Below are 16809 nucleotides of genomic sequence, written 5' to 3' on the forward strand. Positions count from 1 at the left end.
TTATCATGGAAGTGACACAAGAAGAGAGGTAATGTAATGAGATATTCGCATAGACAGCGGCCTGTTGTAAGTCCGCATGTCATTTTCTGGGCATTGCTGGCATTAGCCGGATTTGGCGTGGTTGCTTTTTTTGCGGTCCGGCAGCCGCTAAATTCCTTTGATCTCAATGTGGCGGCATGGGTACAGAGCTTCGAGGCGGCGTCATTGACCCGTATTATGGTCTTTTTCTCCACGCTGGGCGCGACCAAGTTTACGATTCTGATCACCTTGTCGGCTATGCTTATTTTGTTTTTCGTATTGCAGCACCGGATGGAATTATTGTTTCTCGCTGCTACTCTAGGCGGAGCGTCTTTACTGAATAAGCTATTGAAAATTATCTTTCAGCGAGAGCGGCCTTTCGTGCATCGATTGGTAGAAGAGACGGGCTTCAGCTTCCCCAGCGGGCATGCCATGGCAGCCTTCGCATTATATGGGGCGTTGGCCTTCCTCTTATGGCGGCATATCCGCCCTCAATGGGGGCGTATCCTCTTGATTGTGCTTAGCTGTTTCATGGTAGTGATGATTTGCATAAGCCGAGTCTATCTAGGCGTTCATTATCCAAGCGATATTGCAGGAGCGCTGCTGGCTAGCGGGTTCTGGCTGAGCGTCATGATTGGGATTGCCCAATGGTATGAAGGGCGGCATGGAGCGGTGTCCTGAATTCGTTTACGGCGATAGCCAGTAAGGCGGCTCTTGGCTTCGTGCATCGGGAATGCGAATTCGTTATAATAATAGAAAAGTGAATTAGCAGGAAGGGAAAGCCATATGAGCGAACGACAAATAGAGCAATTGAAGATGATGCGCAACGAAATTACCCGTTTTTTATTGACGTACAAATTTGCCTTGGACGAGATGGAGACGAAAATTGAAATTTTGAAAGAAGAGTTCGAATCTCTCCATGACTATAGCCCGATCGAGCATACGAAGACGAGGCTGAAATCGCCGGAGAGCATCATGAGCAAGCTGTATCGCAAAGGCGCGGATTTCTCCTTTGAATCGATTCGGGAAACGGTGAAGGATATCGCAGGAATGCGGATCACTTGCTCCTTTGTATCGGATATTTATCGGGTAAGCGACATGCTGCAGAAGCAAAATGATTTGAAAGTGCTCGAAATTAAGGATTATATCAAAAATCCGAAGCCCAATGGCTATAAAAGCTTGCATCTGCTGATCGAGGTTCCGGTATTTATGTCTGACCGCGTTGAGCAGGTATGCGTCGAGGTGCAAATCCGCACCATCGCCATGGACTTCTGGGCTAGCCTGGAGCATAAAATTTTTTATAAATATAATCAATCTGTACCCGAGCGCCTGCTGCAGGAACTCAAGGACGCCGCAGATACCGCAGATGAACTGGATCATCAGATGGAGCGTTTGATGAATGAAGTCCAGACGATCAAGCATCTGAACGACGAGCATTCAAGTGAGGATCTTACCAGCATCATTATCAATAATCAGAAATTCAGCCTTCCTCGTGCGTTGATAGACGTGCTAGGCAAGCAGGAATAAGTAACCACACACTTTTTTTCTAAGGCTGACGCATCAAACCATCCGGTGTTTACTAAGGGATACAAATAAAGCTCAACAACTACATGACCCAGCCTAAGATAGGAGCGAATCTTAGAGCTGGGTCATTTTGTTGTATCAGGACGAGACGCATTGATTGGTTCTAATAAAATTGCAGAGTTATTTTGGGAGGACTGGACATTATGGATTTTTTAGTCGTTATTATATTATTGCTGATCTTTTTTGGAATAATCAGTATCGATGTCAGATTAAGGAGAATGGAGGAAAAAGATGCACTGCTCATTGAGAAGCTGGATCAACTAATAGAAGTAAATAGAAAATGAATAGTATGCTTTTTGTTGAGGACTATTTGGGTAATGTTGACAATATGGAGTTACTGGAATAATATGATATATAAGTAAAAAACTGTATGGAGGTTCAACATTGATTAAGTCAGTTCCACTATTAGCAGTTACTATATTAATAGCAATGATCACAACTAGTTGCTCTATGAGATCGACTGAACCATTTCCAAAGGATGCTAAGCTTGCAATTGATATAGCATATACGAGTGAACAACATTTTAAGCAGAGATATTCGAATTTGCTTGAAGTAGAGTATCCTAATATGCGGTTGAATATCGTATCTACGAAAGGACTAATCCAATCAGATGATTTTTCATTATGGGTAAAACAAAATCCCGTTGACATCATCTATATCCCATCTTTTCGAATAAAGAATTTCATAGAATCCGGATTGGTTACCGATATTGAATCCCTTATCAAAAGAGATCAATTAGATTTGGAACAATTTGTTCCAAGTGTTATTGAACTAACAAGAGAATATGGGAACGGGAAGTTATATGGTTTACCCCCGACCTTTTATAGTAGAGCCATTATATTTAATAAAGAGCTTTTTGATCAATTCAATGTCGAATATCCTAACGATCAGATGAGCTGGGAGGAGATTCTGACACTTTCAGCCAAGTTTTCAACGCTTAATTCCGAATTGAAGGGTATATCTATTGGATATTCATCCCCATTTGAGTTAATACAGCATATCGGAAAGGTAGAAGGGCTTCAATTCTTTAGTAATCCCAATCAAGCAACTTTGAATAGCAGTTCTTGGGTAACAGTATGGGAGAATGTACTTCGAGCCTATGAATCCGGTTCTCTTGATTTAAATGCTGATCTTAATAATTATTTATCTCCCTTTCTATCCGGCAAACGAGCGATGGCCGTCATTTCATACGAGGATTATAAGAGAATTGAGCAAGAAAAGCCTTCTTTTAAATGGTCTATTGTGACCATGCCAGTCGACCCGGAGCAGCCAGATCGATCAGATGAGATTAGGATCCCAGGAATATATGCGATAGTTAACTCATCTGGCAATAAGGAAGCGGCTTGGGAATTGCTGAAGTTTTTTGTTTCCAACGAAGCAGCACGCTGGGACTACCAATCAAATGATGGATTTTCAACACGTTTGGAACAATTAAACACATTGAATCAGGATCAGCTTCTGCCATTTTATCAATTATCCCCTGAATTAAACGATGAGAGCAAGGAACTCCCTTTAGTAGATAGCGAACTATTCAGTCAAATAATAGATAAGATACTAAATCGCTCAATTTCTTTACAGGAAGGTTTGGATGTATTACAGCAAGAAGCTGAACGAGAACTAGGGGGATTGAAAGAAGGGAAATGATGTAGGTGAAGTCATTTGACTTCTGCATATATGAATACGAGTTTGTAAGCTAATTACTAGTGTTAGTTTATAAGCTTTCCTACAACATGAAATACCTACATAAGAAGGTTCTTCCGATTGACAAAATTCATTATCTAAGGGAGGAAATTTTGTATGAGGAAAAAGTTGAGTGTTGTAGTAGTTGTTACCGGTATGGCGCTTATTAGTGTATTACCAGGTTACGCTGCAGAAAAAGATTCAGATGCAAAAACCTACGCATACATTAATTACTCACAAACTTCGAATTCTTACATTGTAGGAAAGTCTTATGCATCTTCAACAAATTCTAATTTTAAGAGTCTTAATGTTCAGGGTAGTTTATATCAAGGCACATCGCTTAAAGAAAGCGGGACAGCATCCACTTCTACTAAGGGAAACGAAGCAGCATGGTATACAAAGGACAAGACATACTCCAGTTCCACTTCTCATACTTTACAGACGGCATCAAGAACGTATTATAAAGATGGAACATCTAGTGATCAATCGTATGCATCAGATACTTGGTAAATTAGACAACCTGAATTATATCTATTTAACGAATAAGCTTATCTAGTATTTATGTTGCAAGGGTAGGGGTGGTTTTCACCACCTCTTCTACATATTGGAGGAATATAATGACAGGCAGAGGACGTATTATTTTAATTATTTTATTGTTGTCACTGAGTGGCTGTTCATTTGGGAAGCAGAATGAACCTGTTACTCTCACAATCAATTACCCTTCTGAACAACAATTTTATCAAATGTATGCTCATGATTTTGAGAAAAAATATCCATATATTACAATAAAAATTATTAGTCAAGAAATGAATGAACAATCCGTTGAACCTTCTACAGATGTTCTATTTATAGATCAACTACATGTCTATAACCGATTGATTGAGGAAGGGAAATTAATCAATTTGGAGAACAAAATACATAAAACTGCGTTTCCAATATCAGAGCTTTCTCCTGTAGTTGTTAATTCATTGCGTTCAGAGATAGATGGAGGTATATATGGACTGAGCCCGTCATTTATCAGTCACGCTCTTTATTACAATCGAGACCTTTTTGAGAAAAACGGGATTCCACTTCCTAAAAGCCAAATGACATGGAAAGAAATTTTCGATCTAGCAAGAAGGTTTCCAAATCAAGGATCTGATGGAGAACGAATATATGGATTTAAATCAAATTATTATACAGCGATTGCTTTTTCTATGATTTTAAGAGTGGGTCAGACGGAAGGTCTTCAATTTATTAACCCCGAATCTTTGAAAGTTAATTTTCAATCGGATGAGTGGAAGACAATTTTTTCAGACGTTATTCAATTATTTCGTTATAACGTTGTTTATGATCAAGAGGACACTATGACTGGCGAAATTGTGCCTTCACCGATGTTAACTGGCAAAGCTGCTATGGAAATTCAATCTTATTCGGCTGCATATAACTTTGATGCTCATAGTCAGTTTGTTGGAGCACCGACGATTAAATGGGATCTGGTAACCGTACCTGTTGCGACTCGGATGTCTGACCAAAGCGATTATTATGATATCCAGGAGATTTACGGCATATCCTCAACGGCAGATCATGCTGAAGAAGCTTGGAAATTAATCGAATTCATTACAGGGGATATTCATAAAATGAAGGCTAATGTTGATAGTCAACTAATCAATGGTCTACCTGCGAGGACTGAACTCATTCAAGCAGTTGATCACCATGACCTAAGCCCGCTATACTCATTAAATCCTGTAACTAACAGTAATAATCCTTATGATTATATAGATTATGAAATTTTAAATGCATTTAAAGTTGTTGGACAGAGAATTGTTGAGGAGGCCATACAAAATTCACTCTCCGTGGACGAAGCCATTTATAAAATTGAAATAGAGGGACAGAGAGTAATTGACGAAACGAACTTACTCATTAGTACCAATTCAAAATAAACCTAGACGCTTCTAAAACGGAAATTAAGAGAGCTTACGTAAGATTTTCAAAGTGACAGCCTTCATTTTTGTATGTATAATTGTGGAAAATGCTTGTTACTGGAGGTTGTGCTGGTGAGCTTTAGTCCGATTTTAAGTCAAATTGGCGGGATTTTTATCCCGGTAAGCTGCATTGAACAGGCACGCGACTGGTACTGCGATATTCTAGGGGTTCCTGCGGATGGTGAAATATTGTTTGGACATTTGTATATTTTGCCCATGAACGGCGGAACCGACCTCATACTGGACAGCAAAATTTATACAGGAGACAATGTCTTCGAAGCGCCAGCATTTCAATTCAACACGAATGACATCAAGCAAGCATACGACTACATGAAATCCAAGCAGGTAGAACTGACAACGGAAATCATGTATGATCAATGGTTCAATTTCAGGGACCCAGACGGCAATCAATTAATGATTTGTAAATGCTAGTTCATAGATGAACTAAGGTGAAATAATTGACTCATGATTCTTAATCTATGAAGGCTGCTCATCACGAGCAGTCTTTTTTCATTCACTTATTCCTATGACGAGGATAAGTGGTAAAGATTCTTCCTCTTCCTTCGGTTGCGGGAGGCATGGAAGGCAACTATATTCGTCCGGCTACGTTTTTTTCGGTAACGGAATACAGCAAGCATAAAGAAGCGGCAGCGAGGTTCGTAGATTTCATAACAAACGACGTTGAGGCCAATAAAGTGCTGCTGGGAGAGCGCGGCGTGCCGATTTCCGCCAAGATTCGCGAGGAGATCATGCCGTTAATCAGCGATAATGAGAAGGTTCAGTATGAATATATCGAGTATGTGCAGAAGCATTCCCGGGAGATCGACCCCCCGGCCCCGAAATCGGGCTCTAAGGTGCTGAGCGTCCTCAAACGCTATGAGGCCAAAGTACTGAATAATGAACTCACTTCTGAAGAAGCGGCAAAGCAGTTCCGTGAAGAAGCAAACAAAATTTTGGCGGCAGGGTAGAAGGGGAGAATGGCGATGAAGATGAGTATCGGTGCGAAACTATATACGGGCTTTTTCTCAGGCGGCATTTGACACGATTGCGCAAATCTCCGATTCCAATGCATTAGGAACTCAGAATGTTCTTGCTGCTACGGAGGAGCAGGTCGCGACGATGCAGCAAATTTCTGGCTCCTCCAGCGAGCTTGCGAGGATGTCTGATGACCTGCTGGCGATGGTGGGCAGATTTAAGCTGTAGTAGATTTGATGCAAAATGTTCGCTGTAATGCAAAGATAGATGAAACAGAGCCGCTCGATTTCGGGCGGCTCTGTTGTTGCGCTTATTCATATGAAAGTGGGCGTTTCTTCCATTTCAAAATTAAGATAAAATACAGGAAAGCAATGGAAGAAAAATCGGGGAGGAAAGAATTGATGTCACTACAGATCGAGGAACTTGCTTTAAATGCCTGGCCTTCTTTGCAAACAATCGTGCATCAAGGCTGGCTGCTGCGTTTTGCCGAAGGATACACCAAGAGATCGAATTCGATTCAAGCCATTTATTCGAACGACACTAGCAATATCGAACAGCAAATTGATTACTGCGAGAACATGTATGATTCAGTCGGTTTAACCACGATATTCAAGATGACTCCGTTTGTGCCTGAATCGCTGGATCGGCGGCTTGAGCAGCGTGGTTATACGATCGCCGAGCCTTCAAGCGTGAAAATTTTAGACGATATGAGCGGCATAAGAGAACCACGAATGAAGGAAATTCTTATTGAGGAAGAACTGAGTGAAGGCTGGCTAGAAACGCTGTCCATCATGAATTTATTGTCACAAGAGAAGCAGGAAATCACGAGAAAGTTATTGAAAAATCCTGGTTTGAAACAAGGATTCTTCACATTGTTGAACGATTCCAGGCCGGTTGCGTGCGGACTTGCCGTCATTGAGCAGGGGTATGTTGGCTTATATGACATCGTTACGGATGAGGCGTACCGCAACATGGGCCACGGTGAACAATTGCTGCTGCACATTTTGAAATGGGCGAAAGAGAACGGGGCCGTACAAAGCTACTTACTCGTTGTGCAGAGCAATGCCTCTGCGAATCGCCTGTATGAAAAATTGAATTATCGGCATTTATATACCTATTGGTATAGATGCAAGTCATAGGAGAAGAGGCGGGCACTCTGGTTGTGCAGGCATTATAAATGTGTGCACGAACGCTTCTTGGATATTAAGAGCTTACGGCATTTTACCGGGGAATCCGCGAGAGGGTATTTACAACCGGGAAACATCTCTGGTAAGATGTTCTCGTTTAACATTATTGTTAACCAAATATATTAAAATAAGTTGACAATTATTTTGGGATATCCATAGTCATTCGATACATACCCAGAGAGGATGGTGCAGATATGCACAACGTTGAAGAGAAAATACAGACAGACTGGGAGCGGCTTGCGGATATAGCATTGCGAGGGAAACGGTTAACAATGGAAGAAGGGTTGTCCGTTCTTCAGGGGGAAGATGAGCAGATTCTGTCCATCATGCAGGCTGCATATAAGGTTCGTCGCCATTATTACGGCAACAAAGTGAAGCTGAACATGATCATGAACGCCAAAAGCGGCCTTTGCCCTGAGGACTGCGGCTATTGCTCGCAATCGATTGTTTCCAGCGCCCCTGTATCTAAATATTCCCTACTCGATAAAGATTCATTGCTGGCGGGAGCGCGTGAAGCGATGGCCCGTCAGGCGGGTACGTATTGTATTGTAGCGTCAGGCAGGGGGCCGACTCCGCGGGAGCTGGAACAAGTGATTGAGGCTGTTACGGAAATCCGCAGCACGATGCCTCTCAAAATATGCGCCTGCCTCGGGCTGCTCCGCGATGACCAAGCTAAACGCCTTGCAGAGGCAGGTGTCCATCGTTATAACCATAACCTGAACACAAGTACAGCCAATTACTCCGCCATTACGACGACGCATTCCTATGAGCAGCGCGTGGAGACGGTTGAGAAGGTGAAGACCTCGGGGATGTCGCCCTGCTCCGGCGTAATTATCGGCATGGGGGAAAGCCAGGCCGAAATTGTGGAAATGGCTTATGCGCTTCGCGAGATAAATGCCGACTCGATTCCGGTCAACTTTCTGGTGCCTATTCCGGGAACCCCGCTGGAAGCTTCGGAGAAAGTTACACCTCTGCAAGCGCTCAAAGTGCTGGCATTATTCCGTTTCATTTGCCCATCCAAGGAGATTCGCGTATCTGGAGGCCGAGAATCCAGTCTTAGACATTTGCAGCCGCTGTCTCTTTATGCGGCAAATTCATGGTTTGTCGGTGATTATTTGACAACCGGAGGGCAAGCGGTGAATGCGGATCATCAAATGATCGAAGATCTTGGTTTTGAAATCGAGCAATGTGCCCTTTAATCTTTGGGTTCCATAATTTGTTATAGGCATAGGCGATTCGCTATAATAGGGTGTGGAGTGACCAATATATCATTTTTGGTTAGGATTAGAAAAAGGAGAGATAGCAATGAGCTTGAATAATCAAGTAGCCATTATTACGGGCGCAGGCAAAGGCATTGGCAAGGCAATCGCAAAGGCATTAGCACAGGAGGGAGTTCATTTAGGCTTGATCGCCCGGACGGCTTCTGATTTGGAGGCGCTGCAATCCGAGCTGAGAGAGCAGCATGGCATTAAGGTAGCTGTTGCTTCCGCCGATATTTCTGATCAGTCAGCGGCAGAGAAGGCGGTGGATGCGCTGGTAACCGAGCTAGGCGGCGTGGACATCCTCATCAATAACGCCGGCATTGCCAAATTCGGCAAGCTGGTGGACATGGATCCGAAGGAATGGGAGCGAATTATCCAGGTTAATCTAATGGGAACCTATTACATGACCCGGGCAGTGCTCCCTAAAATGATCGCTCAAAATCAAGGGAATATCATTAACATCGCTTCGACAGCCGGTGAAAGAGGCTTTGCAACAGGCTCTGCATACAATGCTTCCAAGTTTGCGGTCATGGGCCTGACGGAGGCCGTCATGCAGGAGGTTCGTAAAAACAATATCCGCGTTGTCGCCCTGACGCCGAGTACGGTTAATACCGAGCTTGCCGTAAATGCGGGCTTGAGTATCGGTGACGAAGACCGGATGATGCAGCCGGAAGACGTCGCTGAGCTGGCGCTGGCCACTTTGAAGCTGCCGCAGCGCGTTTTTGTGAAAACCGCTGGCATCTGGACGACAAATCCGCAATAAATGATCATTATAGACGGGCAAGGCCCTGAACCGCCACAAGCGTTTCAGGGCCTTTTTTGCGTTTTCTGCTGTATTTCAGCGAGTTAGGTCATATTTTGTTTATTCCGAAAATAGCCTATTTAACATGGATATATGCAATTCAAAAGTTCTAATGCGCATATACTTAATGAATATTGCGGCAAGCACAGAATGTTTCATCTGAGGGAGGTATAGCGTGAACAGGAAGTTGGATAAGAAACAGGCTAGGATTGCAGGGACGGCTATGCTCGTGTTGGCTTTTTTATTATCTGCGGATCGTGCAAAATAAGAGTAGAAATTGTTAAGTATATAGGAATGGGGGAGCAGGCTATGGGGATTCAGCTTAAAGAATGGATTATCGAGGCCAACATGGATATGATGCAGCGGGCGATGGAGAAGGGGGAGATTAGTTCCGAGGAATTGGTTGCGGCATATTTGGAACGAATTGATCGTTATGATCATCGCCTGAAGTCGGTTATTGAGGTCAATCCGGAAGCGATGGATATAGCGCGAGCTTTGGATCGGGAACGAAAGGAGCGGGGCAGCAGGGGAGGGCTGCACGGTATTCCCATTTTGCTGAAAGACAATATCGGGACACATGACCAGACCCGCACTAGCGCGGGCTCAATAGCTTTGGCGGATTCCATTCCGAAGGAGGATTCTTCCGTCGCCTTGCAATTGCGCGCTGCCGGCGCTGTTCTTCTTGGCAAAGCCAATATGACCGAATGGGCAAATTTCATGTCGAGCACGATGTGGGCAGGATACAGCTCAAGAGGCGGACAAACGTTAAATCCTTATGGCCCAGGAGAGATCTTTATCGGTGGCTCAAGTTCCGGGTCGGCTGCGGCAGTTGCCGCCGGCTTGGCTGCTGCGGCGATTGGCACGGAAACGACAGGCTCGATTATCAGCCCAGCCAGTCATAACTGCATTGTCGGAATTAAGCCGACGGTAGGCCTGATTAGCCGGCATGGAATCATCCCTTTGACCGAAACGCAGGACACGCCGGGTCCAATGGCGCGCACGGTTGCCGACGCTGCGATTATACTGGGTGCGCTCACTGCCCAAGATCCGAGGGATGCTGCGACTATGTCGAAGGACCGATTGGCGTTATCGGATTATAGGCCGTTCCTCGACCGCACTTACCTGGCAAGGGCTCGCATCGGCATTCCGCGATATTATTATCGGCAACTTGACGAAGGGAGATTGGCTCTGGTCGAACAAGCCATTCATGTACTTGAGGCCGAAGGGGCAACGATCATCGATCCTGTCGTGCTGCCATGTGAGGGGCAAGAATGGGACTTCAATGTACTCCTTTTCGAATTTAAGAAATATCTGAATGACTATTTGAAGAAACTGCCGGAAACAGTTAATGCTCGTTCGCTGGAGGATGTAATCCGGTTTAACGAGCAGCATGCGGAGGCCGCTTTGAAATACGGACAGGATATGCTGCTTTCGTCGAACCGGACAAGCGGTACCTTGACCGAGCAGGCGTATTTGGACAGTAAGCGGAGAAATCTCGAATTGGCAGGGAGACAGGGAATCGCTGCTGCAATAGAGCAATATCATTTGGATGCATTGCTAATTTTGGGGGACGACGATGTCAACGATCTCGCTGCCCGGGCAGGATATCCATCCATTACTGTGCCTGCAGGCTTTGTTTCGGAAGGGGTTATTACCCCGGAGGGGTATACGACGAAAGGGCCGCACGGAATAACTTTTGTAGGTACGGCCTTCAGCGAGCCCATTTTGATTCGCTTAGCTTATGGGTTTGAACAAGCTACGCTGCACCGCTTACCTCCTGACCTTAATGAAATTAGGGATTGACATATACCCCGTGGGGGTATATTTTATAAGTACATAACATGCTGCATGGACGACAGGTTCGTGTGGCATGACTCATAGAATTGAGGTGTACTAAAATGGGCAAGGAGAATAATACGGCTTCTTTGCAAATTACGGGAATGACTTGTTCCGCTTGTGCCAACCGGATCGAGAAAAGTCTTGGCCGGCTTGAAGGCGTGCAGGAAGCGAACGTAAATTTCGCTTTAGAGCGGGCAACAGTGACGTATGACCCGGAAATCACCGGCGTTCCCAAGCTGGAAGCGACGATTCATAAGCTCGGCTACGACGTAGCCAAGGATGTTGCTGATTTGCAGCTGCGCGGAATGTATTGCGCGGCCTGCGCGGTTAGAATCGAGAAGACGATAGCCAAAATGCCAGGGGTATCCAGCTCGTCCGTTAATTTTGCGCTGGAAACGGCAAAGGTAGAATATAACCCCGGGGAGGTATCCGTCCAAGATATACAGGAGCGCGTTGCGAAGCTCGGTTATGAAGCTGTAGTAAAGCAGGAGCAAGCAGACCAGGGCGATTACCGGGAACAGGCGATTGCCCGGCAGAAACGCAAGCTGTTCATTTCTGCGATCTTATCGCTGCCGCTGCTTGGGGCGATGGTAAGCCACTTTTCGTTCCTGTCATGGATCTGGCTGCCTGATCTTTTGATGAATCCATGGGTCCAGCTGGCGCTGGCTACACCGGTCCAATTTTATATCGGGAAGCAGTTCTATACAGGAGCCTATAAGGCGCTGCGCAACAGGAGCGCCAATATGGACGTGCTTATTGCGCTTGGAACGTCTGCCGCGTATTTCTACAGCCTATATTTAACGTTGAAGTGGATGTCAGGCGGTGGACAGCATGCTCCAGAAATGTATTATGAGACGAGTGCTGTATTGATCACGCTTGTTATTCTTGGAAAGTGGTTCGAGGCATTAGCGAAAGGACGCACTTCGGAAGCGATCAAGAGTTTGATGGGGCTGCAGGCCAAAACGGCTCTTGTCGTCCGGGAGGGGCAGGAGCAGAGTATTCCGGTAGAGGATGTGCTTCGCGGCGATATCGTCATCGTTAAGCCTGGAGAGAAGATCCCGGTGGACGGTAAAGTAGTTGAAGGAGCATCGTCGGTTGACGAATCGATGCTAACCGGGGAGAGTATTCCGGTAGAGAAAAAAGCGGGAGATTCCGTCATCGGAGCAACGATCAACAAAAACGGCAGCCTGAAGCTGGAAGCGACCAAAGTCGGCAAGGATTCAGCCTTGGCGCAAATCGTCAAGGTCGTGGAGGAAGCCCAAGGCTCCAAGGCGCCGATACAGCGGATTGCAGACGTCATCTCGGGTATTTTCGTTCCCATAGTGGTTGGGATTGCCATACTAGGCTTCATCGTCTGGTATTTCTGGGCCGCACCGGGCAATTTCGCCCATGCGCTTGAGATCGCGATCGCTATTCTGGTCATTGCCTGCCCGTGTGCGCTCGGATTGGCTACGCCAACTTCAATCATGGCCGGATCTGGCCGCGCGGCGGAACTGGGCGTGCTGTTCAAGGGCGGGGAGCATTTGGAAGCGACGCATAGAATCGATACGATCGTATTGGATAAGACGGGGACAGTTACGAAAGGCAAACCCGAGTTGACCGATGTATATCCTGAGGAGATGGCTGAGCAGGAATTCCTCCGGCTGGCCGGAGCGGCCGAGAGAAACTCGGAGCACCCGCTGGCGGAAGCGATTGTATTTGGTATACAAGAGAGAGGCGTAACACCGCCAGATGCAGCAAGCTTTGAAGCCATCCCTGGCTACGGAGTCAGAGCTTCCGTCGAAGGTAAAGATATCCTGATTGGGACGCGCAAATTAATGGCAAGAGAGGACGTACAAGTCGGCGATGCGGTCCATGAACGGATGAATGCGCTGGAGCAAGCGGGAAAGACGGCGATGCTCGTGGCGGTAGATGGGAAGTATGCAGGGCTTGTCGCGGTTGCCGACACTATAAAAGAAACCTCCAAGGCCGCCGTGTCCAGATTGAAAGAGATGGGCATTAACGTTATCATGATCACCGGAGATAATGAGCGTACCGCTCAAGCCATTGCCAAGCAGGCTGGCATAGAGACCGTACTGGCCGAGGTGCTTCCGGAAGGGAAGGCCGAGGAAGTCAAGAAGCTGCAGCAGCAAGGGAGAAAGGTTGCCATGGTCGGCGATGGGATCAATGATGCTCCAGCCCTAGCGATGGCCGATATAGGCATGGCTATCGGAACAGGGACCGATATTGCGATGGAAGCAGCTGATGTAACCTTAATGAAAGGCGACCTGAACAGCATCCCGGATGCGATTTATATGAGCCGCAAAACGATGAGCAATATTCGCCAAAATTTATTTTGGGCGCTTGGATACAATTCTCTGGGTATTCCGATCGCAGCATTTGGGTTGTTAGCCCCATGGATTGCAGGAGCTGCCATGGCTCTGAGCTCCGTTTCCGTCGTTTTGAATGCTTTAAGACTACAGCGGATGAAGATATAGGGCCTAATTTAGTTTAAATTGCAGTTTTCATAGGAAGATAGCGGGATTTTTCTCGCTATCGTCCTCTTTTTTTTAGTATAAAGCAAGATTGAATAGTATGAGTTAAGTCCCTTGTATAATGCCATTAACTACTTGTAAAATTGTGACATGAGGACAGAGGCATACACCGTTTGGTCCCGAATACATACATATGCTGAGGTGATAAATGATGCATAGAAGGACTACAGGAATGCTCTTGATTATGATCGCGGCATTTCTGTACGGCATACGATACTTGGCTGCAGCAATTTATGGGTCTAATTCCTCCGCATGGAACGCAGATCACTTCAATGAAATGTTGAACTTTATCGGTGATGGTCCGACTATACTTAGTACGATCGCATTGATTCTCGGGATTACATATTTACTTGTCGCGGAATTGGAGGGCACAAGCATGCGGAAGCAGATCGAGCAGATCAAGAGCAACTGGAATGAATTCGATTGGTATGAAACGGGGGGAAGTAACGGAAAAAGCAAAGGAAAAAGCAAATAGGCTGCAGCAATCGGCAAAAAAGAAACGGCTCGGGCATCAGGCTCGAGCCGTTGTTGGCTTTCTACCGCTATCGATTGTTTCTGCGAAAATTTCCAGGGGTGCAGCCGACCCATGCGGTAAATTGCCGGCTGAAGCTTTGCACATTTTCATATCCGATACGGTGGGCGATACGCTCTATGGATTCACTGCTCGTCATGAGCATATGTACGGCTTCTTGCTGCTTCAGCACCATTAAGTAGTCGCGCGGCGGCATGTCATAGGCTTGGCGGAATATCCGGTGGCAGTGCCTGCGGCTGATGCCAAGCTTGCGGGAGATGTCTTCCAGCCAGTCGCTTGGTGCAGCAGGACCGCCAGCCTCTACAGGTCCGCCCCCGCCCATCACCACGAACATCATATGATGAATATGGCGTCCGCATATCCAGCCATGCTCAACCGTTCTTGTGTGCGGCGCGAACAGCACGGCTTCGGAGCGAAGATGGGGAAACAGCTGGTCAGGATAAGTCGTAATCATATATTCTAAGCTCCTTCATGTCCGGTTTGGTTAAAACTTGCGTTTTAAATCAGACCGAAGATGTTATAGAGATTACATAGGGAGAGTTCTATACTTGATTGTGCCCTCACATTGGCCTGATTCGATATACCTATCATAAGCTAAAAAGCAGGTGAACAACATGGCTAAATCAGAGATTTCGCTTGATTATTCCAAAGTGTTCGAAAACGAGCAGGACGCCAAGATCAAGCCGCTAAGGCTGCTGGGCCGATTGTATCGCGAACATATCAGCAAGGTAGCTCTTTCTGCATTTTGCTATGCGATCAAATCGTCTCCTCAATGGGTGCTGTCGATCGTTACCGCAAATATCATCAATATCGTCAGCTATCCCGACCGCCACTCCATGCGCGAGTTTTGGATCAATCTAGGTGTCATCATCGTTGTGATCCTGCAGAATATTCCGATGCATACTCTTCATGTCAGCTACATCAGCAAGGCTGTCCGGCATGTGGAGGCAGGGCTCCGCAGTACTTTGGTGCGAAAGATGCAGCAATTATCCTTAAGCTATCACGGGGATATGAGCGCCGGCCGGCTCCAGTCCAAAGTACTGCGGGATGTGGAAGCCATCGACTTTTTGTCGCGGCAAATGATGACTAGCCTTATTCCGGCGGCCATCAATCTCATTATTGTTATTGGACTTACGTTATACCATAGCTGGGTTGTCGCGTTGTTTTTCGTCTTAATGGCTCCAACGGCGATCACCCTTGTACGTTTTTTTCGCTCAAAAATGTCGAAGCAAAACCGCGAGGTACGTAAAAAGATCGAGGAAATGTCCGGCAAGGTGTCTGAAACCGTCGAGATGATTCCGGTCACCCGGGCCCATGGCCTCGAGGAAGTGGAAATACGCAAGGTAGATGACGCTTTGCAGAACATCCGGGAGCGCGGGTACCGCTTGGACATATTGGAGGCTTACTTCGGTTCTACGAACTGGGCCGTGTTTCAATTATTCCAGGTCGGATGCTTGTTCTTTACTGCATACTTATCTTATAGGGGATACATGGAAATCGGGGACATTGTGATGTATCAGAGCTTTTTTGCTATGATTATCAACTCGGTCAGCTCGATTCTGAACGTGTACCCTAATCTGGTCAAAGGCTTCGAGTCCCTGCATTCGGTTACGGAAGTGATCATATCCGATGAGACGGAGGAATACAAAGGACGGCAGAAGCCCGAGCGCATCGTGGGCGAATATTGTTTTGAAGGAGTCGGATTCAAGTACAAAGGATCGGGGCGCCATGTCCTGCAGGATTTCTCTTTAACCGTCAAGCCGGGAGAGACCGTTGCGTTTGTCGGGGAGTCCGGCTCGGGTAAATCGACCATTCTGAATCTGATTATTGGATTTTACAAGCCGCAGTCGGGGAAAATCATGATCGACGGGATCCCGATGAATGAGCTGAGCATGAGGAGATACCGCCGGTCTCTGGCCATCGTGCTGCAGAACAATATTTTATTCTCCGGGACGATTCGGGAGAATATCACGTATGGACTTCCGCATATTTCCGAAGAGAAGCTGCAGCAGGCCATCTGGATGGCGAATCTGCAAGATGTCATTGACAGCCTGCCAGATGGGCTAGACACTACAGTTGGCGAGCATGGAGGCAAGCTGTCCGGCGGCCAGCGCCAGCGGATTGCCATAGCCAGGGCGCTTGTCCGCGATCCGAAAATCATCATTCTCGATGAAGCGACTTCGGCGCTGGATAATGTGTCGGAGCGCCATGTACAGCAAGCGATGGAGCAGCTGATGCAGGGCAGGACGACGTTTATCGTGGCTCATCGCTTATCGACCGTGAAGAATGCGGACCGCATCGTGGTCATGAAGAAGGGGAGAATCGTGGAGAGCGGTACGTACGACGAGCTGTTGAACTTAAAAGGCGAATTTTACAAGTTGAAAAATATGTAGGTCTGTCTTAAAGGACCACGAGATCACCGGAATATTGCT

Annotated in this window: 17 protein-coding genes; 16 read left to right on the forward strand and 1 reads right to left on the reverse strand. The window is 46.3% G+C overall.

Annotated elements, in window-relative coordinates; all coding sequences use genetic code 11:
• Positions 1–36: 36 nt before the first annotated feature.
• The 15 genes from ACYUJT_RS04445 to ACYUJT_RS04515 all read left to right on the forward strand — a co-directional run bounded on the left by ACYUJT_RS04445 (position 37) and on the right by ACYUJT_RS04515 (position 14320).
• Positions 37–699, forward strand: a complete 663-nt coding sequence (locus tag ACYUJT_RS04445) for a phosphatase PAP2 family protein (RefSeq protein ID WP_460319090.1) — start codon at positions 37–39, stop codon at positions 697–699.
• 105 nt (positions 700–804) lie between these two features.
• A complete protein-coding gene (locus tag ACYUJT_RS04450; protein ID WP_460319092.1) occupies positions 805–1545 on the forward strand; it encodes a GTP pyrophosphokinase in 741 nt (246 codons plus the stop codon).
• 200 nt (positions 1546–1745) lie between these two features.
• Positions 1746–1886: a hypothetical protein gene (locus ACYUJT_RS04455; protein ID WP_460319093.1), complete on the forward strand. Its 141-nt coding sequence runs from the start codon at positions 1746–1748 to the stop codon at positions 1884–1886.
• Between the two features lie 100 nt (positions 1887–1986).
• Positions 1987–3246 (forward strand): ABC transporter substrate-binding protein, encoded by a 1260-nt coding sequence (locus tag ACYUJT_RS04460; RefSeq protein ID WP_460319095.1) that lies wholly within the window; start codon positions 1987–1989, stop codon positions 3244–3246.
• A gap of 153 nt (positions 3247–3399) precedes the next feature.
• Complete coding sequence (locus tag ACYUJT_RS04465; protein ID WP_460319096.1) at positions 3400–3792, forward strand: hypothetical protein; 393 nt, start codon at positions 3400–3402, stop codon at positions 3790–3792.
• A 107-nt stretch (positions 3793–3899) separates the two neighbouring features.
• Complete coding sequence (locus ACYUJT_RS04470; protein ID WP_460319097.1) at positions 3900–5204, forward strand: ABC transporter substrate-binding protein; 1305 nt, start codon at positions 3900–3902, stop codon at positions 5202–5204.
• Positions 5205–5276: 72 nt separating this feature from the next.
• Positions 5277–5678 carry a VOC family protein gene (locus tag ACYUJT_RS04475; RefSeq protein ID WP_460319099.1) on the forward strand — a complete coding sequence of 134 codons (402 nt, stop codon included), beginning with the start codon at positions 5277–5279 and terminating at the stop codon, positions 5676–5678.
• A gap of 107 nt (positions 5679–5785) precedes the next feature.
• Complete coding sequence (locus ACYUJT_RS04480; protein ID WP_460319101.1) at positions 5786–6214, forward strand: hypothetical protein; 429 nt, start codon at positions 5786–5788, stop codon at positions 6212–6214.
• A gap of 31 nt (positions 6215–6245) precedes the next feature.
• On the forward strand, positions 6246–6449 hold the full coding sequence (locus tag ACYUJT_RS04485) for a hypothetical protein (protein ID WP_460319102.1): 204 nt from the start codon (positions 6246–6248) through the stop codon (positions 6447–6449).
• 173 nt (positions 6450–6622) lie between these two features.
• Positions 6623–7360, forward strand: a complete 738-nt coding sequence (locus ACYUJT_RS04490) for a GNAT family N-acetyltransferase (protein WP_460319105.1) — start codon at positions 6623–6625, stop codon at positions 7358–7360.
• Positions 7361–7602: 242 nt separating this feature from the next.
• Positions 7603–8607, forward strand: coding sequence for a biotin synthase BioB (bioB, locus tag ACYUJT_RS04495; protein WP_460319107.1), 1005 nt, complete (start codon positions 7603–7605; stop codon positions 8605–8607).
• 106 nt (positions 8608–8713) lie between these two features.
• On the forward strand, positions 8714–9433 hold the full coding sequence (locus ACYUJT_RS04500) for a 3-ketoacyl-ACP reductase (RefSeq protein WP_460319108.1): 720 nt from the start codon (positions 8714–8716) through the stop codon (positions 9431–9433).
• Between the two features lie 348 nt (positions 9434–9781).
• Positions 9782–11275: an amidase family protein gene (locus tag ACYUJT_RS04505; protein ID WP_460319109.1), complete on the forward strand. Its 1494-nt coding sequence runs from the start codon at positions 9782–9784 to the stop codon at positions 11273–11275.
• Positions 11276–11370: 95 nt separating this feature from the next.
• Complete coding sequence (locus ACYUJT_RS04510) at positions 11371–13788, forward strand: heavy metal translocating P-type ATPase (protein WP_460319110.1); 2418 nt, start codon at positions 11371–11373, stop codon at positions 13786–13788.
• Positions 13789–14017: 229 nt separating this feature from the next.
• A complete protein-coding gene (locus ACYUJT_RS04515; RefSeq protein WP_460319112.1) occupies positions 14018–14320 on the forward strand; it encodes a hypothetical protein in 303 nt (100 codons plus the stop codon).
• Between the two features lie 67 nt (positions 14321–14387).
• On the opposite strand, the gene ACYUJT_RS04520 is transcribed toward ACYUJT_RS04515, so the two are convergent.
• Positions 14388–14831 carry a helix-turn-helix transcriptional regulator gene (locus ACYUJT_RS04520; protein WP_460319113.1) on the reverse strand — a complete coding sequence of 148 codons (444 nt, stop codon included), beginning with the start codon at positions 14829–14831 and terminating at the stop codon, positions 14388–14390.
• Between the two features lie 160 nt (positions 14832–14991).
• Between ACYUJT_RS04520 and ACYUJT_RS04525 the strand changes: the two genes are divergently transcribed.
• Complete coding sequence (locus tag ACYUJT_RS04525) at positions 14992–16770, forward strand: ABC transporter ATP-binding protein (protein ID WP_460319114.1); 1779 nt, start codon at positions 14992–14994, stop codon at positions 16768–16770.
• Positions 16771–16809 lie beyond the last annotated feature (39 nt).

Source organism: Paenibacillus sp. YSY-4.3 (genome assembly GCF_054767475.1).